The sequence below is a fragment of the Microlunatus spumicola genome (genome assembly GCF_039536445.1).
Taxonomy (GTDB): Bacteria; Actinomycetota; Actinomycetes; order Propionibacteriales; family Propionibacteriaceae; genus Microlunatus; species Microlunatus spumicola.
In genome coordinates this window covers 321,003-342,208 of the sequence record NZ_BAAAYR010000002.1, presented here as the reverse complement: position 1 = coordinate 342,208, position 21,206 = coordinate 321,003, and the positions used below count along the sequence as shown (strand labels likewise).

Below are 21,206 nucleotides of genomic sequence, written 5' to 3'. Positions count from 1 at the left end.
TCCTGCCTCAGCCGAAGGTGATCAGACGCACCGTCAACCTGGTGTCAGGGCAACCGGCGTTCTGAAGGCTCGCCGTTGTGTTGCGGCGCCTTCCGGGGCAGCTGAAGGACCTCGCCCTCAGATAACGCTCGCGTCCGACAGCGCGGTCGCGTACGCCCGCGAACCCTCCGCGGTCAGGTGGAAGCTCGAGGAGTCCGGGACGAGGGAGCCGAGCGAGGCCAGGACGACCCCGTTGACCCAGGGGGCCTGGCGGTCCGACAGCGCGTGTCCCTCGAACTCCGCGCTCACATCGACGTACCGCGCTCGTACGCCGCCGGCGCGGGCCCGCTGGACGCCGGAGGCGATCGCGGCGTCGAGGGCCTCGCTCTGCGCGCTCATCCAGGCCGCGTCCTGCTCGGCCACGAAGAGCGGGAGGACGTCGGACGCGCGGTGGCCCTGGGGCGTCGGCCGCGAGCCGAGCAGGCGGGGGTAGCCGGTCACGAGGATCTCGGCGTCGGGCGCGCGCCGCCCGACCTCGGAGAGCACCCGGACCAGGGGGACCGTCCGGTCCTGCGGTGCGGCGGCCGGCCCGCCGAGAAACGCGATCCGCCGCTGCGCCCCCGCCTTGGCCGCGGCCCGCCACTGGGCGCCCTGGTCGAGCACGGCCTGCAGCCGTGGGTCGGGCGAGTGCAGGCAGGCCGCGACGACCGTGGCGAAGCCGGCGTCGTTCCCCCCGACCGTGAGCGTCACCGTCCGGGTGTCCGCCCGCAGGGACGAGACCTGCGTGGCGAGGACGTCCCCGGTCACCGCACCGGAGCGGGCGGCCTGGGTCAGCGTGGAGAACCGCTCGACCCCGCCCTCGCGGAGCAGCACGGGGTAGGCGAGGGAGGGCGCGAGCCCTTCGCCGGAGGCGTACGAGTCACCGAGGGCCACGTAGGTCACAGCCCCCACCCTGCGTCGCCCGGACCGGCGGTGCCGGGGCGTCCACGACTCAGGCGGTGACGAGCAGCCGGTCCGCGTCGAGGCCCAGGGAGCAGCGGGCGCCCGGGGTCAGGCCGCCGAGGGCGGAGCCGGTGACCTGGGAGACGAGCTCCGAGCCGTCGGCCGCGCGGACCCGGACGCGGGACACCGCCCCCGAGAACTGCACGACCAGGACCTCGGCGCTGCCCTGGTCGTCGGGGCGGACGAGGAGCTGCTCGGGCCGGACCAGCGCGGTCCCGGCTCCGGCGGTCACCGAACCGTCGACGGTCCCGACGCCCACCCCGAGCACGACGGCGCGGCCGTCGGCCACCTGCGTGGGGACGCGGTTCATCAGCCCGACGAAGTCGGCGACGAAGGCGTTCCGCGGGTGGGCGTAGAGCTCCTGCGGGGTGTCGAGCTGCTGGAGGCGGCCCTGGTTCATGACGCCGACCCGGTCGGCCATGGCCAGCGCCTCCTCCTGGTCGTGCGTGACGAACAGGGTGGTGGTGCCGACCTCGAGCTGGACCCGGCGGATCTCGTCGCGCAGCTGCACGCGGACCTTGGCGTCGAGGGCCGAGAGCGGCTCGTCGAGGAGCAGGACGGCGGGCTCGATGGCCAGCGCCCGGGCGAGCGCCACGCGCTGCTGCTGCCCGCCGGACAGCTCGGAGGCGTAGCGCTCGGCGCGGTCGGCGAGCCCGACCAGCTCGAGCATCTCGCGGGCCCGGGCGGCCCGGCGGGCACGGTCGACCTTGCGCAGCCGCAGCCCGAACTCGACGTTGGCCTGCGCGGTCAGGTGGGGGAAGAGCGAGTAGGCCTGGAAGACCATGCCCATGTCGCGCTGGTTCGCGGGGACGGACGTGACGTCCTTGCCGTCGACCAGCACCCGGCCGGCGGTGGGGTCGTCGAGGCCGGACAGGATCCGCAGGGCGGTCGTCTTGCCGCAGCCGGAGGGGCCGAGCAGGGCCACGAGCTCGCCGGGCCGCAGCGTCAGGTCGAGCCCGTCGAGAGCGCGGACGCTGCCGTAGTGGCGCTCGACGGCCTCGAAGCGCACCTCGACCCCGCCGCGTCCGTCGGTGCCGGGGCTGGTCTGGCCGCTGCTCACGGTCGTCCTCTCGAGGTCGTGCGGGGCGGGTTCGTGCGGTGCGGGTTCATGGGGAGGGGCCTCACGAGGCCGTGGGGGCCGACGGGGCCGGGTTGCCGGTCGTCACGGCGAGCGCGGCGGCGGGACGGCCGCGCGTACGGCGGCGGCCGCCGCTCACGAACGACAGGACCACGAGCAGCAGCGCGGCGAACAGGATCGAGGCCAGCGAGGCGGCGATCGACTCCTGCGCGTTCGACTTGGACTGCAGGTTGATCGCGACCTGGAGGGTGTCGTAGTTGAGCAGCGAGGCGAAGGTGAACTCGCCGAGCACCAGCGCGACCGCGATGAACGAGGCGGACAGCAGCGCGGTGGTGAGGTTCGGGACGATCACCCGGACGATCACCGTGGCCCAGCCCGCGCCCAGGCTCCGCGCGGCCTCGGCGAGCGTCGTCACGTCGATCGCCGCGAGCCCCGCGTCGAGCGCGCGGTAGGCGTACGGCAGGACGAGGACGACGTAGAGCAGGGCCAGGATGTACGGGGTGTCGCCGAAGAGGTAGTTGAGCCACAGGACGACGTTCTTGAGCCCGACGACGATCACCAGCGGCGGCACGGTCAGCGGCAGCAGGCAGAGGAACTCCAGCGGCCGGGCCACCCACGGGACCCGGAGGCGGACCCAGATCATCGTGGGCACCAGGAGCACGAGCATCAGCACGACGGTCAGCACCGCGAGCACGAGGGACGTGACGATCGCGCCGGTCAGCTGCGGGTCGGTGACCAGCGCCGTCCAGGCCGCTCCCGTCCGGCCCTCGCCGAGGAAGTTCCGGGTGCTGAAGTCGAGCATGCTCAGCAGCGGGACCAGGAAGAAGAGCCCGACCAGGCCGAGCACGATCACCCGGAACGTCGTCAGCCGACGGCGTGCGGCCCGCGCCGGGGTGCCTCGACCCGCCGTGGTCGGACCCGCGCTCATCGGACCCACCGGGCGGTGCGCCGGACCAGCAGGCTGTAGCCGGCCATGACGAGGGCGACGACGACGATCATCTCCAGCGCGAGGGCGTAGGCGAAGTTCTGCCGGCCCAGCACCACCTCGCTGGTCAGGGCGTTGCGGATCCACAGCGGCAGGATCGGGCTGCCCTGGCTGACCAGGGCGGCGGCGGTCGCGTACGCGGCGAAGCTGTTCGCGAACAGCAGCAGCAGGGAGCCGAGGAAGGCCGGCGCCAGGAGCGGCAGGCCGACGTGGCGCCAGTACTGCCAGGTGCTCGCGCCGAGGCTCGACGCGGCCTCGCGCCACTGCACCCGGATGCCGTCGAGGGCGGGCAGGAAGACGATCACCATCAGCGGGATCTGGAAGTAGGCGTAGACGATCACGAGCCCCTGCAGCCCGAAGAGCCAGACGCTGCTGGTCAGCCCGGTGCCGAGGTGGGCGTCGAGCCAGGTGGAGACGACGCCCGAGATGCCGAGCGTCGCGATGAACGCGAAGGCGAGCGTCACCCCGCCGAACTGGGCGAGCACGCCGCAGACGCTGGTCACCAGCCGCCGCAGCGTGCCGTCCGGCCGGCCGGTGACCACCGCGTACGCGGCCAGGGCCCCGACCACCGCGCCGATGACCGCGGTGATGGCGGAGACCAGGACGCTGTTGAGCAGGGCGGTGAGGACGCTCGGCTCGACGAGGCCGGCGAGGTTCGTCAGGCTGGGCCGGCCCTGGTCGGCGAACGCGCCGATCACGACCGTCACGGTGGGGACGACGAGGAAGATCAGCAGGTAGACGCCGAACGGGAGCACGCCGAGGGCCGGCCGCAGCCGTGCCACCCGTGACCTCGCCACCCGGCGTCCTCCCTCTGTCCGCTGTTCCGTGCCTGCTGCTGGTCCTGCGTGGGCGCTCAGCTCGTGGCCTTGCTCCACTCCTTGCTGAGGACGTCGGCGGCCTTCTTGGTCTGGTCGGTCGTCAGGATCGTCGGCGTGCTGCCGGTGACCGGGGGCAGCTTGGCGTACGCGGCCTTGTCGATCGTCCCGGCCTTCTCCATGTCGTCCGCGCGGACGGGGCGGGCGCCGCCGCCGAGGAACAGGTTCTGGCCCTCGTCGGAGTAGAGGAACTCCTGCCACAGCCGCGCAGCGGCCGGGTGCGGGGCGTCCTTGCTGACGGCCTGGTAGTAGTAGCCGCCGACCAGCGCGTCGCTGGGGACCACGACCTTCCAGGTGCTGAGCTTGGCGCTCTCACCGGCGTTGAGGTAGTCCCAGTCGATCACCAGCGGGGTCTGCCCGGACTCGATCGTCGCCGCGGTCGGGTCGGTCGGCAGGAAGTTGCCGGCCTTCTTGAGCTGCGAGAAGAAGTCGATGCCCGGCTGGATGTCGTCCGCGGAACCGCCGTTGGCCAGCGAGGTCATGACGACGCCCGAGAAGGCCGCGCCGGCCTGGGTCGGGTCGCCGTTCAGCGCGACCTTGCCCTTGTACTCCGGCTTGAGCAGGTCCTTCACGCCGGTCGGGGCGGGGACCTTGGCGGTGTTGTAGCCGATGGACATGTAGCCGCCGTAGTCGTTGACCCACGTGCCGCTCGGGTCCTTGAGCTCGTCGGGGATCGTGCTCCACGTCGACACCTGGTACGGCGCGAACTTGGCCGTGTTGGCCAGGGCGACGGACTGGCCGAGGTCGAAGACGTCGGGCGCGCGGTCCGTGCCCTTCTGCTGGTCGGCGGCGTTGATCTCGTCCTGGCTGGCCGCGTCGGGCTGGGCGGAGTCGATCTTGATGCCGTACTTCGTGGTGAAGGCCGAGATGATCGCGCCGTAGTTGGCCCAGTCCGGGGGCAGCGCGATGACGTTCAGCGTGCCCTCCTTCTTGGCCTCGGCGACGAGCGCGTCCATCCCGCCGGCGCCCTGCGCCGAGGTCCAGGTGGCCGCGCCGCTGGCGGCGCTGCCCGACGCGCTGCCCGACGACGGCGCGGGCGGGGCGCAGCCGGCGCCGAGCATGACGAGCCCCGTCGTGATGGCGGCGAGCGCGGTGATCTTCTTCGTGAGGTTGATCTTGGTCGTGCGCATGGTGTGGTTCCGATCCGCCCTCGCGGGCCAGCCTGGAGTGGTCGTGCTCGAGCGGGCGTCGACCCCCGACGCCCGGTCTGGTGCTGAGGATGGCACGACCGCCGCCGCACGCCGCGCAGGATGCGCACGGCCCCGCTGTGCCGCAGGCGTCGCCGCCTCGGCAGGTGCGGCGCCCGGAGGAATCAAACCTCCTGCTCAGCGGCCGTTCAGGCGGGACGGACGCCCGGCCGTACGCCCATCGCCCGCCCGCGGCGTCATCCCGCGTTCACCCGAACCGTCACGGAACGTTCACCCGCCCGAGGAGGCGGGCGGCGTCGGACAGGGTGGCGGCGGGCTGCAGCCCGAGGGCCCGCAGGTCCTCGACCACGTCGACGGGGGAGTCGCCGCCGGTGTCCTGGTTGAGCTTGCCGCCGATGATCACCGCGCCCTCGAAGCCGGTCGCCTCGACCGCGGCGCGGAGCTCGCGGCCGACGGCGAGGGCGGCACCGTTGTACGTCCCGAGCACGATCACGTCGGCGTCCTCGGCCACGGCCGCGTGCACGACGCCGGCCGGGGTCGCGTCGCTCGGCAGCAGCACGACCTCCGCGCCGGCCCTCGGCAGGGCGTGCAGGAGGGCGTCGCGGACGACGTCGTGGACGTCGAGGACGGCGAGCACGAGCCGGGTCCCGCGCAGGTCGGGCAGCTCGGCGTCCAGGTCGCCCGCGAGCGACCGGACGTGCCGGGCCTTCCAGGGCACCAGGTCGGCGACGGCGCGCGGGACCGGCAGCCGCAGGCGTTCCTCGAGGCCGGCGGTGCCGAGCATCCGCAGGGCGAGCAGCAGGGCGACCGGGTCGGCGACGTCCACGCCGTCGTCGAGCAGCAGCCGCAGCGCCGCGTCCCGGAACCCGAGCGCGTACGCCGCCACCTCGCCCGCCAGCCGCTCGGCCCGGTCCCAGTCCACGACGGCACCGGAGCGCCGCACGTCCGCGTCGAGCGCGTGGGCGAGGAGCTGGACCTCGAGGTTCTCCGCGCCGGTGGGCACCCGCTCGGCCTCGGTCAGCGGGACGGGGTGCACGGCGTGGCCGGTCGGGCGCCGGAGCTGGGCGGCGAGGTCGATGGTGAGATAGCGCCGCAGGACCTCCTCGTTGTGCGCCCGGTCGCGGGCCCGCATGTCGACGGTGTTGCCGTAGACCATCGAGCCGAGGTGGTCGCGGTCGTGCACGTCGTCGACCGCGAGGTGCACCACCGCCCGGTGCCACGGGTCGTCGACGAGGCCGCCGTACGAGTGCGCGAGCCGTGCGCCGCAGAGGTCCTCGACGACGTGGCGCTCGAGCGCCGCCCAGCCGACGTACGAGCCGTAGTGGCTCGCCTGCATCGCGACGCCATCGTCGAGGTAGGAGTGCACGAGCGCGCCGCGGTCGCGCCAGGCGGCGAGCATGCCGATCGCCCGGACGGTCGCCTCGGTCACCTGCAGCGCGTCCTGCCCGCCCGGCACCTCGAAGGACCAGTACTGGCCGAGGTTGCCGATCGTCGTGACCCCGGCGCCCAGCGCGGCCCGGGCGTGCTCGGCACCAGCCGGCGTGCCGATCATGAAGTCGCCGAGGTGCGGCTGGATGGCGGCCGCCTCCCCGAGCACGGCCCACTCCTCCGCACGCAGCGACGGGCCGGTCTCCTTGTGCACGCCCGCGCGCTCGGCCTCGGGGACGCTCATCGCCCGCGACAGCGTCAGCCCGAAGCGGTCGCAGGCCAGGCCGTGCTCGGCGAGGCCCGCCTCGATCTCCTGCAGCGCCCGGGCCGTCGCCGGCCAGTCCGTCGAACCCACGTGCGCGTGGAAGGTCGTGCGGCCCTCGGCACGGGCGCGGCGCTTGACCTCGGCCTCGCTCCGCGCGTCGTGCCGGCGCAGGTAGGCGGTCCGGTGGATCTCCGTCGGCGCCGCCGCCCGTCCCGCCGCGAGCGAGCGGAGACCCCGGTTCGTCATGCCCCGCAGTCGATCACGCTCTACCCGGTCACGGGGTGTCGATCACCCGGTCGAGCCACTCGACCAGCAGCCCGCGCTCGGCGTCGGTCAGCGCCTCCAGCCGGGGCACGAGCGTCCGGAAGGCGACCGCCTCCGCGACCGGCCCCGCGTCAGCGTGCGCCGGGGGGTCGGTGAGGATCCGGGCGAGGACGGCGTCGTAGACGCTCTCCGCCAGGTCCGGGTCGCGGTGCTCGGGCTCGGTGGTCAGCAGCACCTGGATGACGCCGACCCCGGCGGACTGGACCATCCCCACGGCGCGCGCCTCGCTGACCCGCAGGCGGCCGGTCGCGGCCACCCGGTGCACGCGCGACTCCAGGACGCGCTGCCCCGACTGCGCGGCGGGCGACTGCCGTACGCGGCCCGGCTCGCTGAGCATCCGGAACACCGCCGGGTTGGCCAGCCCGAACTCGATCTGGGCGAACCAGCTGGTCCGCAGCTCGTCGAGCGGGTCGTGGCCGCCGGCGACGGCCGCCGCCTCCATGGCCTGCTTGGCCGCCACGTGCGTGGCCATGACGTGCTCGGCGACCGCCTCGAGGAGGCCGTCCTTGTCCCCGAACAGCCGGTAGATCGTCGGCGCCTGGACCCCCGCCCGGTCGGCGACGGCTCGGGTGGTCACCGCGGCCGGCCCGGACCCCGCCAGCAGCCCGGCGGCGACCTCGACGATGCGCGCGCGGGTGGCGCTGCGGGCGTCGGTCGGCTCGGCCATGGACCGATGCTAACGGAACCTTGATAGCGGTGCGTTTCCACTGCTACCGTCGAACTGCTTCCACTGCTACCAAGGAGACCCCATGATCGTCGTCACCGGAGCGACGGGCGCGCTCAACGGCGCCACCGTCGACCACCTGCTCACCTCCACGCCCGCCTCGGAGCTCGTCGTGGCCGTACGGGACCCGGCCCGCGCCGCGCGGTTCGCGGACGCCGGCGTCGCCGTGCGCCGGGCCGACTTCGCCGACCCCGCCTCGCTCCCGGCGGCGTTCGCCGGCGCTGACCAGCTGCTCCTCGTCTCGTCGAGCGACCCCTCCGCGGACGCGGTCGCCCTGCACCGGACGGCGATCGACGCCGCCGTGGCGGCCGGCGTCGGGCGGATCCTCTACACGAGCCACCAGGGCGCCGCCCTCGACACCCCGTTCGGCCCGGGGCGCGACCACGCCCGGACCGAGGAGCTGCTCGCGGCCTCCGGGGTCCCGTGGACCTCGCTGCGCAACGGCTTCTACGCGCACAGCCTCGGCTGGCTCGTCGGTCCCTGGCGCGAGACCGGCGTCGTCTCCGTGCCCGTCGACGGACCGGTCTCCTGGACGTCCCGGGAGGACGAGGCCGAGGCCGCCGCCGTGATCATCGCCTCCGACGGCGCGTACGAGGGCCCGACGACGCTGACCGCGAACGCGGCGCCCACCTTCGCCGAGGTGGCCGAGATCGCCTCGGCGGTGGCCGGGCGGACCGTCCGGAGCGAGGTCCTCGGCGTCGAGCCCTGGATCGCGGCGCAGGTCGCCGCCGGGCGGCCGGAGGGCATGGCCCGCTTCGCGCTCGGCATGTTCGAGGCCGCTCACCAGGGGTTCTTCGCGGGCACCGACCCGCTGCTCACCACGCTCCTCGGTCGTGAGCCGCAGAGCGTCCACGACGAGCTGGCCCGGTCGCTGCCCGCCTAGGCTGAGCACGTGGTCGTCGACGTCGTGGGTCTGCCCGCGGTCGGCTGGTCCGGCCTCGGCGAGGCCGAGCGCGACCTGGTGACCGGCGCCGAGGTCCTGCTCGGCGCCCCCCGGCACCTCGGCCTGGTTCCCGAGGTCGCCGGCCAGGAGCGGCACCCGTGGCCGAGCCCGCTCCGCCCGCAGCTGCCCGCCTTCCTCGACGGGTTCGCCGGTCGCCGCGTCGTCGCCCTGGCCAGCGGCGACCCGCTCGTCGCCGGGATCGGCGGCACCCTCGTCGACCTGCTCGGCGTCGAGGCCGTCCGCGTGCACCCCGCCGTCTCGTCCGTCGCGCTGGCCGGGGCGCGGATGGGCTGGGACGCCGCGACCGTCGACGTCGTCCGCATCACCTCGGACGGCGCCCAGGAGGTCCGCGGACTCGTCGCCCCGGGCCGACGGCTCGTGGCCCTGTCCCGCGACGCCGGGAGCCCGGCCGCGATCGCCGCCGTGCTGGCCGAGGCGGGCTACGGGCTGAGCGTCGTCACCGTCCTCGGCGACCTGGGGACGCCGGCCGAGACGCGGCGGGAGACGCTGGCCGCGACCGGCGTCGAGGGCGACGTGCCCGCCCTCAACGTGGTCTGCGTCGCCTGCGCCACCGACCAGCCCGACGCCGACAGCTCGCCGGTCCCGGGCCTGCCCGACGACGCGTACGAGCACGACGGCCAGATCTCCAAGCGGGTCGTCCGCGCCGCCGCCCTCGCGCACCTGCGCCCCACCGAGGGCGACCTGCTCTGGGACCTCGGCGCGGGCGCCGGTTCCGTCTCGGTCGAGTGGTGCCGCGCCGTCCGCGGGGCCCGTGCGATCGCCGTGGAGCGCGACGGCGAGCGGGCCGCCCGCATCACCCGCAACGCCCGCCACCTCGGCGTCCCCGGCCTGCAGGTGATCAGCGGCGTGAACGCGGACGCCCTGACCTGGCTGCCCGCGCCCGACGCCGTCTTCGTCGGCGGCGGCGCCGACACCAACCTGCTGCACACCGTCCTCACGATGATCAAGCCCGGCGGGCGCCTGGTCGTGCACGCCGTGACGGTCGAGACCGAGACGCTGGTCCTCGACCTGCACGCCCGGCTCGGCGGCGACCTCGTCCGCCTCCACGTCGAGACGCTCGGCCCGCTCGGCCGCTACCGCGGCTGGGCCCCCGCCCGGCCGGTCACCCAGTGGAGCCTGCAGATCGACCCCGCCGACCGGGACGCCGACGCGTGACCGTCCACTTCATCGGGGCCGGGCCCGGCGCGGCCGACCTCCTGACCCTGCGGGCCGTCCGTCTGCTCGAGACCTCGGCCGTCTGCGTCTTCGCCGGCACCTACCTCGACGAGGCCGTGCTCGGCCACTGCCCGGCCGGCGCCACGCTCGTCGACAGCCAGCACCTCGACCTCGACGCGATCACCGCGCACCTGGTCGCCGCGCACGAGGCCGGCCAGGACGTCGCCCGGCTCTGCTCCGGCGACCCGTCGCTCTACTCCGCGCTCGCCGAGCAGACCCGCCGCCTCGACGCCGCCGGCGTCCCCTGGGACGTCACGCCCGGCGTCCCCGCGTACGCCGCCGCGGCCGCGCGCGTCGGCCGCGAGCTGACCGTCCCCGAGGTCGCCCAGACCGTCATCCTCACCCGCGCCCAGGCCGCTTCGACCGCCATGCCCGAGACCGAGTCCCTGGCCTACCTGGCCCGCAGCCGCGCCACCCTCGTCCTGCACCTCGCCATCCGCCGCACCCGCGAGCTCGCCGCCAGCCTCGTCGAGCCGTACGGCCCCGACTGCCCCGTCGTCGTCGTCGGCAACGCCTCCCAGCCCGACGAGACCGTCCTGCGCGGCACCCTCACCGACATCGCCGACGCGGTCGAGGCCGCCGGCCTCCGCCAGGCCGCCGTGATCATGGTCGGACCGGCGTTGGCTGCGCGCGACTTCACCGAGTCCCACCTCTACGACAGCCACCGCCCCCGCCCGGCCGCTGGGGAGGGCACTCCGGGCCTGTCCCAGGAGCCCGTCGGATCGACCCGAGCGGAGTGAGCGCGCGGGACGTGACGCTGAAGGAGGGGTGGGGGACGACGGCGCTGAACGTGGACGGGTCTGGCGGGAGCCAGGGACGCACGACCGGCACCGAGCGTCGGCCGTCCCTGGCGGATGGTTGTGAAGCGCCGTCGTCCCCCACCCCTCCGGCCCCAGACGCCACCACCGAGCGCGACCGACGACCATGACCGACGACCAAGGCTTCTGGGACACGCTCGGCGCACTGATCCCGCTGGGACTCGCGGGGGCGTTCAGCTGGCTGCCGGTGACCGGTCTCGTCGTGCTGCTTCTGGCGGGCAGCGGCATGACCCGCGTGTGGGCGTTCGTCGCGGGGCGGGTCTTCGGGCTCGCGCTGATCACCGTGGCGTTCGTGGCGGGTGCCCGGGCGCTGCCGGCCCCGCGGTCGACGCCGGCGATGGAGGGCCCGCTCGTGGCCGGGGCCGAGGTGACGGCCGGGCTCGCGCTGGTCGTGGTCGGCGTCGTCGCCTGGCTGCGGCGCCACCGGGCCCGGGAGCGGGACGCGCCGGCCTGGCAGCGTCGGCTCGCCGAGGCGTCGGTCCCCGCCGTGTTCCTGACCAGCGTCGTCGTGGACCTGCAGCCCAAGGGCCTGGTCCTCGGGCTGGCGTCGGGCGTCGTCGTCCGGGCCGGGTCGATGCCGGTCCCGGAGTCCGTGCTGGCCGTCGTGCTCTACCTGGCCGTCGCCGCCTCGTCGGTGCTGCTGCCGCTCGTGGCCGCGTACGCCGCGCCGGAGCGGACGTCCCGCTGGCTCCGCGCGACCCAGGACTGGCTCGTCGTGCACGGGTCCGTGCTGACGGCCGTGGTAGCCGCGGCGGTCGGCGTCGTGCTCGTCGTCGACGGGCTCGCGCGCTTCTGAGGACCGCCCCCGACGGCCTGGCGATGAAGAGTTGCCGTGGTTCTGCTGAGGGGTCGGGGGCTGACCCCGCGCTCTGCCAGGATCGGGCTCGTCGGGTCCCGAGTCCCCGGCGTCTCGATGTCCATCGAAGGGGTCGGCGTGGGCCGGCCGGGAAGTGGGTTGGTATGCCAGCAGGACGCGTCCTCTCCAGCGAGCAGGCGAAGTCGGCCATCACGCAGATGCAGTCGATCATCAACGGCGGTCTGACGAACGAGATCAACAACCTCAACACGCAGGGCCAGGCCCTCTCCGACCCGAACAACTGGGACGGCCCGCTGGCCGAGCGGTTCCGCAGCTCGACGTGGCCGGAGACGAAGGCGGCCCTCGACAAGGCCAAGATCGAGCTCGAGGAGCTGCGCGGCCAGCTGCAGCAGATCTCCACGAACATCATGACCGCGGGTGGCGGCAGCTAGCAGAGCCCGACCGGCCGGGTCGTGGCGACGCCGATCGTTCATAGCCGACCTCTCCGAGGCCCTTCGACAGGCTCAGGGGGCGTAGGCGCCACGACCCGGCCCCACCCCGCACCACCGCTCGACCGGGCACCGTCGTGCCCGCCTGCCGCACGTCGTCGTACGCATCCCGGGCCCCTGCTGGCCCGCGCGGGTGCGCGGAAGCTGGAAGTCGGAGGTTCAGATGGCTGACCTGGGTGCGATCGAGGAAGACGTCCCGTTCGACGTGGGGACGGCGGACGCACTGATCACGGCGTGCCGTACGGCGGCCTCGACGATCACCTCCCAGACCGGTCAGCGCTCCTCCCTCGTGACGACGGCCCTGACGGACTTCCGCGGCCACTTCTCCGAGCTCTTCTCGACCAACGCCGACACCGCGGCCGGTGACGCGGTGGAGCTGGCCAACCGGCTGCGCGAGGTCGCGACCGGCGCGGAGCGGCTCAAGGAGGAGGCGCGCAAGGAGCAGCAGCGCCGCGAGAAGGCGCGGGCATGGAAGAAGGAGCACGACGACCGCAACGCGCTCGAGCAGTTCGGTGACTGGCTGAGCGGCGGGGACGACCCGCCCGTGGGCCCGCCGGCCGAACCTGTGTCTGTCGCCGTGTCGCCCGCGGTCAACCGGTCGCGCCAGACGCCCGCCCCCGGCGGTGCCTCCGGCGGCGGCGGGGGCACGTCCTCCGCGCGGCCGTCCCAGCTCCGGGCGTTCGCGACCGGCTCGACGGGCGCGAACGACGCGCTGCGCTCGCGCCCGGCCGTGCTGCGCGCGGACTACGCCGACTTCCAGGCCCGGTGCCGCTGGGGCACCCTGAGCGCCGCCGGCGTGTTCAGCGGGTTCGACGCCTGGCTGGCCGCAAACGACGAGGACGTGGCCTGGGCGACGACCGTCGCCGACGCGTTCACCGCCGCGGGCGGCGAGGGCGAGGTCTCCACGTTGTCGGACAGCGCGGTCGCCGCCGCCCTGCACGCCGCCGGCGTGAACGTCACCCGTTCGGACCTCGTGATCGAGCCCGTCCAGGCCCAGGGGCATCCACCGACCACCGGCTACGCCGACGACCCCGTGAACACGGCCACCGGCAACTTCGTGGAGACCGAGACCGACCTGGTCTTCCCCGGGGCGGCGGGCTCCCTGGTGCTCGCGCGCACCTACAACTCCTTCCGCGCCGCCGACGGCCCGGCCGGGGCGTGGGGCCCCGGCTGGGCGTCGGTCTGCGAGGCCGGCCTGGTCCTGGAGCCCGACCGGGCCCGGCTCGTGCTCACCGACGGCAGGCAGGTCTTCTTCCCGCGCCTCGGCGACGGCTGGGACCGCGCCGTCGGCGAGAACCTCTGGCTCGACCGCGACCGCGACCCCGCCAGCGGCACCGGGACCGGCGACCTGCTCGTCACCGGCAACGAGGGGTCCTGGTGGCGCCTCGGGGCCGGTGGGGCCCTGCTCGCCTTCGGCCACGGCCCCCGCGACGCGCGGTCGTTCGTCGAGGTCGGCCGGGACGCGGCCGGCCGGGTCGTCCGGCTGACGCACGCCCGCGGCCCGTGGGTGGAGCTGGAGCGGGCCGACGATCTCGAGAAGGAGGACGGGGACGGCCGCGTCGTCGCCGCGCGGACCTCGGACGGGCGCGAGGTCGGCTACGCGTACGACGCCGACGGTCGGCTGGTCGCGGTGACGGGGCCGAACGGGACCCGGACCTACCGCTGGGGCGAGGACGGCCTGGTCGCTGCCGTCGTCGACGCGGACGGCGTGGTCGAGGTCGAGAACGTCTACGACGAGCGCGGACGGGTCGTCCGGCAGCGCTCGCCCTTCGGCCGGGTCTCCCGGTTCGCCTACCTGCCCGGTCGGGTGACGGTCGTCTCCGACGAGGACGGCGCCCGGTCCAACACCTGGGTCCACGACGAGCGCGGCCGGCTGGTCGGGGTCGTCGACGCCGACGACCAGCGCCAGTCCACCTCGTACGACCGCTGGGGCAACCCGGTGCTCCTCACCGAGCGCGACGGTGCGACGACCGTGCACGAGCACGACGCGCGCGGTCGTCGGATCCGCACCGTCACGCCCTCGGGCGCCGACCTCACCTACGGCTACGACGCGCTGGACCGGGTCACCACGGTGGTCGCGGAGCAGGGCGGCGTCACCGCGTACACGTACGCGGGCGACCAGCGGAACCCGTCGACGATCGTCGACCCGGAGGGCGGCCTGACCCGGCTGACCTGGGCCGACGGGGTGCTGACCGAGGTCGTCGACCCGACCGGCGTCGTCGTCCGCTACGCCTACGACGCGCGCGGCGACCTCGTCGCCACCACCAACGCCGACGGCGCCACCGCGCGGCTCGAGCGGGACGGCCTCGGTCGCGTCGTCGCCGCCGTGACGCCCTCCGGGCACCGCGCCACCTTCACCTACGACCCGGTCTCCGGGCTGCTCGCCGAGCGGTGCGACCCGGACGGCGCGACCTGGCGCTACGAGCACACGGCCGCCGGACGCCTCGCGGCGACGACCGACCCGTACGGCGCCCGCACGACCCTGGAGCACGGCCGCCACGGCGAGGAGGTCGCGACCGTCGACGCCCTCGGCCGCGCCGTCACGCGCACGCTCGACGACCTCGGGAACCTCGCCGCGGTGACGCTGCCGGACGGCTCGACGTGGCGCTTCACCCACGACGCCCTGTCCCGGCTGGTCGCCTCGACCGACCCCACGGGCGCCACCTGGACGCAGGAGCACGACCGGTCCGGGCGGGCCGTCGCGAGCGTCGACCCGACGGGCGTCCGGGTCGGGGTGGACCTCGACCAGGCCGACGGGAAGGTCGAGGTGGCCGACGCCGGCGGCGCGACGGTCAGCGGCTTCGACCCGCTCGGTCGGCTGACGTCGGCCGGGCGTCCCGACGGCTCCGCGGTCGTCTACACCTACGACCGCTGCGGCCGCCCGGTCGAGGGCCTCGACCCCGAGGGCGGGCTGACCCTGTTCCGCCGCGACGCCGCGGGCCGGGTCGTCGAGACCGTCACGCCGAGCGGGGCGAGCACGCGCTACGCCCACGACGCGTGCGGCCGGCTGACGTCGGTGACCGACCCGCTGGGCGGGGTGACGACGATCGCGTACGACGTCGACAGCCGCCCGGTCGCGCAGACGCTGCCGACCGGCGAGGTCGTGCGGACCGCGTACGACCCGACCGGCCGCGTGGTGTCCCACGACGAGCCGGGCCTCGGGACGCTGACCTGGACCTACGACCTGCTCGGCCGGGTCGTGGAGTCGCGCGACCCGCGCGCCGGTCAGCGGCGGTTCCGGTACGACCCGGCCGGACAGCTGGTGGAGGCGGTCGACGGCAACGGTGGCGTCACGCGCTTCGGCTACGACCTGCTCGGCCGCGCCGTCACGACGACCACCCCGACGGGCGCGGTGACGCACCGGACGTTCGACGCGCTGCACCGCTGCACCTCCGAGACCGACCCGCTGGGCCGCACGACGCGGGCGGGCTACGACGCGGCCGGGCGGCTCGCCTGGCAGGAGTCGCCGGACGGGCGCCGGACGACGTGGACCTACGACGCCGCCGGTCGGCCCGCCTCCATGGCTGTCGACGGCCGGACGGTGACCGCGCTGACCCGGGACCTGCGGCGCCGGACCGTCCGGGTCGCCGACGACACCGGTCCGCGCCGCGTCGAGCACGAGCTGGCGTGGGACGGCCGCGGGGACCTGGTCCGGCGCAGCCGCGACGGCCGTACGGTCGCCTGGACCTACGACGCCGAGGGCCGGCGCACGTCGATGACGACGCCGGACGGCCAGGTCACCGCCTACGGCTGGGACGCCGCCGGCCGGCTCGCCACGGTCGACCACACGACCCTCGGCCGCGCGGCCTTCGACCGCGACGCCGCCGGGCGCCTCGTCTCGGCCGTCGCCGGCGGGCTCGTCCAGTCCTGGGAGTACCGCGACGCGTTCGTCGTCGCCCACACGGTCACCGACGCCGACGGGGCACGCCGCACCGAGATCGGGCGGGACGCCGACGGCCGTGTCCGGCGGGTCGTGCGACCCGCTGCGGACGGCACCGACGTCGTCACCACGTACGAGCACGACGGCGCCTGTCAGCTGGTCGAGGCCCGGACCCGGACCGCCGACGGCACGTCGACGCAGCGCTGGGCCTACGACGCCGACGGTCGCCTCGTGGGCGAGACGACCTCCGGGGCGGCCGGGACGTCCGCCGTCGAGCACGTGCACGACGCCGCCGGCCAGCTGCTCGCCAGCGTCACCTCGGACGGGCGCCGCACGACCCACGCGTACGACGGCGTGGGCCGCCGGACCCGTTCGGTGGGGGACGACGGTTCGGCGCGCGAGCTGGTGTGGAACCCGACGGGCTACCTCGCCGGCGTCGTCCACCACGACGGCACCCGCTCGCGCCGGACCGCCGTGCACGCCGACGCGCTCGGCGAGCTCGCCTCGGTCGACGGGACCGAGGTCTTCTGGGACACCGCCGCGTTCGCCGGCGCGCCCGTGCTGGTCGGGGACACGGACGTCCTGACCGCCGGGCCGCTGACCGGGATCGGCCGGACCTGGACGGCGCCCGGCTGGCGCAGCGCGCGTTCCGTGGGCGCGGACCCGTGGGCGACCGCGGGGGCGACGGACGTGGGTCCGGCCACGGTCGGGACGTCGGGCGAGCTCGGCGTCGACGGCCTGGAGTGGATGGGCGCCCGGGTCTACGACCCGACGGCGCGCGGCTTCCTCTCCGTCGACCCGCTCGACCCGGTCACCGGGACCGGCTGGGCCGGCAACCCGTACGCCTTCGCCGGCAACGACCCGCTGCACGCGCTCGACCCGGCCGGCCTGCGGCCCGTCACCGACGCCGAGCTCGCCGTTTACCGCGACAGCAACGGCGTCGCCGGCACCTACCGCGCGGTGTCGAGCGCGGTCAGCACGGCGATGGACGCCACGGGCAGCTGGCTGAAGGACAACTGGGAGTACGTCGCCGGCGGGGCCATGGTGATCGGGGGCGTGGTCCTGGTGGCGACCGGCGTCGGCGGCCCGGCCGGCGCGATGCTCATCTCGGCCGGGGCCGACACGATCATCCAGAAGGCGACGACCGGCGAGGTCAACTGGGGCGAGGTCGGCGTCAGCTTCGCCGCCGGTGCCTTCGGCGGCGGCGCGCTGGCGGCCCGGCTCGGCGCGACCGGCGTCCGTGGTGCCGTGGTCGCCGGCATGGCCTCCGGCGGGGTCGGCGGCGCGGCGACCGGGGCGTACCAGTACGCGTCCGGGCCCGGCCCGCACGACGCGGCCGGGTTCCTCGGGGCCACCGCCCGCGGCGGCGCGACCGGGCTGGCGTTCGGCGGGGTGGGCGGTGCGGCGGGCCACGGCATCGCGAGCGCGGCCGGTCGCACGCTCGACGACGTCCACCCGGCCCCCGCGCCCTCGCCGCACCCCGCGCCCGTCCGGCTGCCGCAGGACCTGAACGTCAACCCGCAGGCACCGCCCGCCCTGCCCCTGAACCGTCCCGTCGGCGGCAGCGCGACGCAGAACGCCTTCGTCCAGCAGCGGATCGGGCAGCTGCAGGCGCAGGGCGCGTCGGACTTCCGGGTCAACCAGCAGCAGGTGGACATCAACGGGACGCGCGTCGGGATCAACCGGCCCGACCTGCAGTACACGCACGGGGGCACGCGGGTCTACGAGGAGTTCGACGTGCCCTCGTCCAACCGCGGGCCGATCCACGAGCAGCGCATCCTGGCGAACGACCCCGGCTCGACCGTCCACCTCCACACGGTCCCGTAGGGTCCCGGCACGTGGAAGCTGTCCTGCTCGACGACGCGTACGCGCCGATCACCTCGCGGATCGGGTTCCTCCGGGCGCCCCTCGACGAGGCCGCCGAGGGCCTGCGGGCGTGGCGGGCCGAGATCCACGGCTCGGCCCGGGCGGAGCCGCTGGCCGGCGGGCTGCCCGACGCCCTCGGTCGGCTGGAGCCGCTGACGGGCGGCGTGCGCCCGCGCGAGCTGCTGGTCGCGACGGCCGATCCCGGGTGGACGGCCGTCTTCGACTGCGGGGTGCAGGGCGGCGACCAGACGACCACGGTGGGGTTCCTGGCCCGCCGGCTGATGGTGCAGGGCGTGGTCGTGCTCTCGATCCCGGACCGCAAGGCGTCCCCGGGCGTGCCCGACCGGTTCGGCGGGCGCCAGCTCGAGCTGTTCGCCCCGATCGCGACGGACTTCCTGAACTACGTCCGCACGGTCTCCGTGGTGCGCGACCAGACGCGGTGGCGCTTCGACGCGAACGGGACCGTGCAGGACTTCGAGGACGAGGACGCCTACCGCCGGCGCAAGGTGGCGGACCGGTTCAGCCCGGAGCTGCTCGTCGCGTACGCCGCCGCTCTCGGCCTGCGGCCCTTCGACGCCGACTTCTACCCCGGTCCCGCGGTGCTCGTGACGAACCCGGCGACCCCGCCGCCCGGCGCCGCCGTCGTCAGCCTCGCCGAGGCCCGGCGCGCGACCGGGCTCTGAGCGCCCGGCGCTCCTTACGCCTCAGGGACCGGGGCGGTCGAGGTAGCGGAGCACCGCCAGCACGCGACGGTGCTCGTTCGTCGAGGGCGGCAGCCCGAGGGTGTCGAAGATGGCGGAGATGTTCCGGGCCACCGCGTGCTCGGTGACGACGAGCTCCTCGGCGATCCGCGCGTTGCTCATGCCCTGGGCCATCAGCGCCAGCGTCTCCCGGCGCCGCGGGCTGAGGCGGTCCACGGGGTTGTCGGTCCGGCGCCGTCCGATCATGCCGTCGACCACGGACGCGTCGACCACGGTGCCGCCGGCCAGGACCTCGCGCACGGCCTCCAGGAAGGGGTCGACGTCCATGATCCGCTGCTTCAGCAGGTAGCCCACGCCCTGCGCCCCGTCGGCGAGCAGCTCGGTGGCGCCGGTGCTGTCCACGTGCTGCGAGAGGACGAGCACGGCCAGCGAGGGGAGCTCCCGGCGGAGGCGCAGCGCGGCCGCGATGCCGTCGCGGGTGTGGGTCGGGGGCATCCGGATGTCGGTGATCACGAGGTCCGGACGCAGGGAGAGGGTGGCGGTGACCAGGTCGGGCCCGGTCGACGCGGTGGCGACGACGTCGTAGCCCTCGTCGGCCAGCAGCCGGGTCAGGCCGGCCCGCAGCAGGACCTCGTCCTCGGCGATGATCAGGCGCACGGCACCTCCAGGCGGACGACGGTCCCGGCGCCCGGGCCGGGACCGACGGTGAGGGTGCCGCCCAGCGCGGCGAGCCGGTCGTCCAGACCGCGCAGCCCGGTGCCGGCGGCGGGGTCGGCACCGCCCGTGCCGTCGTCGGTGACGGTCACCAGCAGCCGTGCGCGGTCGTCGTCGACGAGCCGCGCGAACCGGACCCGGACGGTGGTCGCCCCCGCGTGCTTGACCACGTTGGTCAGGGCCTCCGACACCGCGAAGTAGAGCGTCGACTCGACCTCGGCCGGCAGCCGGGCGGGCAGCGCCTCCGCCTCCACGGTCGTCGGCAGCGGCATCCGTCCCGCCAGCAGCTCGACGGCCGGCACCAGCCCGCGGTCGAGCAGCGCGGCGGGCATGATCCCCGCGACCAGGTCACGGAACTCGGTGAGCAGCCCGGTCATCCCGTCGGCGATGCCCGCCGCGGAGGCCGCCACCTCGGGGTCGCTCGCGCTGCGGCTGAGCCGGCGGGCGTTGAGGCCGAGCAGGACGATGTGCTGCTGGGCCCCGTCGTGCAGGTCGCGGGAGATCCGCCGGCGCTCGGTGTCCTCGGCCTGCAGCAGGCGCCGGCGCGACGCCTGCAGGTCCGCCTCGCGCTCGTGCAGGTCGGCGAGGAGCGCCAGCTGCTGGGCCGCGAGGCGCTGCGCGTCGATCCCCATGGCCACGACCCCGCCGAGCACCTCCATCACCGACGCGTCCGCGTCCAGGTCCTCGCGGTGCAGGATGCCGCCCACCGTCCGCCCGTTGTACGCCACCGGGTGGATCCGCCGGCCCCGCGGCCGGGCCGGGACCGGGAGCCCGGACTCGTCGACGAAGCCGTCCGCGCCGACGTCCGTGCGCGCGTAGACCACCTCCGCCTCCGGGTCGCCCAGCGCCTGCGCCACCGCCGCGCTGAGCTCGCGGGGCCGCGGGGTGGTGGCGCCGATGCGGGTCACCAGCTCGTCGACCTCGCCCGCGCGGCCGAAGGACCCGAGCAGGAGCCCGACCAGGAAGACCACGGGCAGCCCGAGCACCCCGAGGAACTGCACGAGCCCGAGCCCGGTGGCGAGCCGGTCGGCGGCCAGCTGGGTCGCGAGCGCGCCCACGGCGATCAGCAGCGGCAGCAGCACGCGGTACCAGACCATGGGCCCGAGCCGGCGGCGCTCGTACGGGTCCGCGTCGAGCATGCGCACGGCGACGAGAGCGGCCGCCGCGACCACGGAGAACACGCCGACCGTCGTCTGCACCCAGCTCGCCACGAGGACGACGGAGGCGGCCGCGGGCGGGTCCCACACGGCGGCGGGTCCGCTGCCGACCAGCACGACGGGCACCTGCAGCAGCGTGGAGGCGAGGTAGCCCAGGCCGACCAGCACCTTCGCGAAGCGGCCCTCGACCCGGCCGGAGGGGTAGGCCAGGATCAGGTGCAGGGTCAGGGCCAGCGGCATCGAGCCGGCGACGAGCGCCGTGGTCGAGAGGAACCGGGTCGGGGCGCTCGCGAGCGCGGTCAGCCAGATCGACAGCCCGGTCACCAGCAGCAGCACGCCGATCCGGTTGTGCGGACGACGGCGCCAGGCCACGAGGCCGGCGGTGAGGTAGAGCGCGGAGGTGCCCAGCACGGGCAGCACCTGGTCGGGGCGGGGTTCCGGCACGTCGAGCGCCAGCGCGCCGCCGACCACGAGGAGGGCCACGAACAGGGCCCCGATCAGCGCCGTCGTCGGGTCACCGCGCCGGTTCCGGGGGAAGCGCCGGGCCCCGGGCGCACCGGCCCGGGCCAGGGGCACGGGCGCGCGACCCTGGCGCACCCGCATGGCGCCAGCATGGCAGCCCGTGCCCCGGAGGCGGCCGCCGACGCGTCCCCCACCTGCCACCGGTCCGGCGGGGAGGGGGCTGCGGATCGGACACCGTGGCTCCTCCGGGCTGGACCGGCGCCCGCGTCGACGGGCCTGGACCAGCCTGGTCCGTCCGCGCCCGCCCGCCTATGGA

Annotated in this window: 16 protein-coding genes; 7 read left to right on the top strand and 9 right to left on the bottom strand. The window is 75.3% G+C overall.

Annotated elements, in window-relative coordinates; genetic code table 11:
• Nucleotides 1–117 precede the first annotated feature (117 nt).
• From ABD665_RS10550 to ABD665_RS10520, 7 genes are all read right to left on the bottom strand, one after another.
• Nucleotides 118–921: a GDSL-type esterase/lipase family protein gene (locus ABD665_RS10550; RefSeq protein WP_204910697.1), complete on the bottom strand. Its 804-nt coding sequence runs from the start codon at nt 919–921 to the stop codon at nt 118–120.
• Nucleotides 922–970: 49 nt separating this feature from the next.
• Nucleotides 971–2,041: an ABC transporter ATP-binding protein gene (locus tag ABD665_RS10545; protein ID WP_344742238.1), complete on the bottom strand. Its 1,071-nt coding sequence runs from the start codon at nt 2,039–2,041 to the stop codon at nt 971–973.
• 61 nt (nt 2,042–2,102) lie between these two features.
• Nucleotides 2,103–2,987: an ABC transporter permease subunit gene (locus ABD665_RS10540; RefSeq protein ID WP_204910698.1), complete on the bottom strand. Its 885-nt coding sequence runs from the start codon at nt 2,985–2,987 to the stop codon at nt 2,103–2,105.
• Nucleotides 2,984–3,841: an ABC transporter permease gene (locus tag ABD665_RS10535; protein WP_344742236.1), complete on the bottom strand. Its 858-nt coding sequence runs from the start codon at nt 3,839–3,841 to the stop codon at nt 2,984–2,986. Before ABD665_RS10535 ends, ABD665_RS10540 begins: the two co-directional genes overlap by 4 nt.
• A 56-nt stretch (nt 3,842–3,897) precedes the next feature.
• Complete coding sequence (locus ABD665_RS10530; RefSeq protein ID WP_344742234.1) at nt 3,898–5,049, bottom strand: ABC transporter substrate-binding protein; 1,152 nt, start codon at nt 5,047–5,049, stop codon at nt 3,898–3,900.
• Nucleotides 5,050–5,326: 277 nt separating this feature from the next.
• Nucleotides 5,327–7,006, bottom strand: coding sequence for a hypothetical protein (locus ABD665_RS10525; RefSeq protein ID WP_204910699.1), 1,680 nt, complete (start codon nt 7,004–7,006; stop codon nt 5,327–5,329).
• 28 nt (nt 7,007–7,034) lie between these two features.
• Entirely contained in the window at nt 7,035–7,751 is a 717-nt protein-coding gene (locus ABD665_RS10520; RefSeq protein ID WP_204910700.1) for a TetR family transcriptional regulator, read from the bottom strand.
• Between the two features lie 82 nt (nt 7,752–7,833).
• Here ABD665_RS10520 and ABD665_RS10515 point away from each other — a divergent pair, with 82 nt between their 5' ends.
• The 7 genes from ABD665_RS10515 (at nt 7,834) to ABD665_RS10485 (ending at nt 18,539) form a co-directional block, all read left to right on the top strand.
• Nucleotides 7,834–8,691, top strand: coding sequence for an NmrA family NAD(P)-binding protein (locus tag ABD665_RS10515; RefSeq protein WP_204910701.1), 858 nt, complete (start codon nt 7,834–7,836; stop codon nt 8,689–8,691).
• A 9-nt stretch (nt 8,692–8,700) separates the two neighbouring features.
• Complete coding sequence (gene cbiE, locus ABD665_RS10510) at nt 8,701–9,927, top strand: precorrin-6y C5,15-methyltransferase (decarboxylating) subunit CbiE (protein ID WP_204910702.1); 1,227 nt, start codon at nt 8,701–8,703, stop codon at nt 9,925–9,927.
• Complete coding sequence (gene cobM / locus ABD665_RS10505) at nt 9,924–10,727, top strand: precorrin-4 C(11)-methyltransferase (protein WP_204910703.1); 804 nt, start codon at nt 9,924–9,926, stop codon at nt 10,725–10,727. The genes cbiE and cobM overlap by 4 nt, the downstream gene beginning before the upstream one ends.
• Nucleotides 10,728–10,911: 184 nt before the next feature.
• Nucleotides 10,912–11,601, top strand: a complete 690-nt coding sequence (locus ABD665_RS10500) for a GAP family protein (RefSeq protein ID WP_204910704.1) — start codon at nt 10,912–10,914, stop codon at nt 11,599–11,601.
• Nucleotides 11,602–11,765: 164 nt separating this feature from the next.
• A complete protein-coding gene (locus ABD665_RS10495) occupies nt 11,766–12,053 on the top strand; it encodes a pyrophosphorylase (protein ID WP_204910705.1) in 288 nt (95 codons plus the stop codon).
• Between the two features lie 220 nt (nt 12,054–12,273).
• The gene (locus tag ABD665_RS10490) at nt 12,274–17,817 is read left to right on the top strand and encodes a DUF6531 domain-containing protein (RefSeq protein ID WP_204910706.1); all 5,544 of its coding nucleotides are present in this window, start codon (nt 12,274–12,276) and stop codon (nt 17,815–17,817) included.
• An 11-nt stretch (nt 17,818–17,828) separates the two neighbouring features.
• Nucleotides 17,829–18,539 (top strand): hypothetical protein, encoded by a 711-nt coding sequence (locus ABD665_RS10485; protein WP_204910707.1) that lies wholly within the window; start codon nt 17,829–17,831, stop codon nt 18,537–18,539.
• A gap of 21 nt (nt 18,540–18,560) precedes the next feature.
• On the opposite strand, the gene ABD665_RS10480 is transcribed toward ABD665_RS10485, so the two are convergent.
• Together ABD665_RS10480 and ABD665_RS10475 are read right to left on the bottom strand one after the other, a co-directional pair.
• Nucleotides 18,561–19,214 carry a response regulator gene (locus ABD665_RS10480; protein WP_204910708.1) on the bottom strand — a complete coding sequence of 218 codons (654 nt, stop codon included), beginning with the start codon at nt 19,212–19,214 and terminating at the stop codon, nt 18,561–18,563.
• Nucleotides 19,205–21,031: a histidine kinase gene (locus ABD665_RS10475; protein ID WP_204910709.1), complete on the bottom strand. Its 1,827-nt coding sequence runs from the start codon at nt 21,029–21,031 to the stop codon at nt 19,205–19,207. The genes ABD665_RS10480 and ABD665_RS10475 overlap by 10 nt, the downstream gene beginning before the upstream one ends.
• Between the last annotated feature and the right edge of the window lie 175 nt (nt 21,032–21,206).

Bases quoted from the DNA above. Each gene is read 5' to 3' on its own strand.
- ABD665_RS10540 (WP_204910698.1), bottom strand. From the start codon at position 2,987: ATGAGCGCGGGTCCGACCACGGCGGGTCGAGGCACCCCGGCGCGGGCC.
- ABD665_RS10530 (WP_344742234.1), bottom strand. From the start codon at position 5,049: ATGCGCACGACCAAGATCAACCTCACGAAGAAGATCACCGCGCTCGCC.
- ABD665_RS10525 (WP_204910699.1), bottom strand. From the start codon at position 7,006: ATGACGAACCGGGGTCTCCGCTCGCTCGCGGCGGGACGGGCGGCGGCG.
- ABD665_RS10520 (WP_204910700.1), bottom strand. From the start codon at position 7,751: ATGGCCGAGCCGACCGACGCCCGCAGCGCCACCCGCGCGCGCATCGTC.
- ABD665_RS10515 (WP_204910701.1), top strand. From the start codon at position 7,834: ATGATCGTCGTCACCGGAGCGACGGGCGCGCTCAACGGCGCCACCGTC.
- ABD665_RS10500 (WP_204910704.1), top strand. From the start codon at position 10,912: ATGACCGACGACCAAGGCTTCTGGGACACGCTCGGCGCACTGATCCCG.
- ABD665_RS10495 (WP_204910705.1), top strand. From the start codon at position 11,766: ATGCCAGCAGGACGCGTCCTCTCCAGCGAGCAGGCGAAGTCGGCCATC.
- ABD665_RS10490 (WP_204910706.1), top strand. From the start codon at position 12,274: ATGGCTGACCTGGGTGCGATCGAGGAAGACGTCCCGTTCGACGTGGGG.
- ABD665_RS10475 (WP_204910709.1), bottom strand. From the start codon at position 21,031: ATGCGGGTGCGCCAGGGTCGCGCGCCCGTGCCCCTGGCCCGGGCCGGT.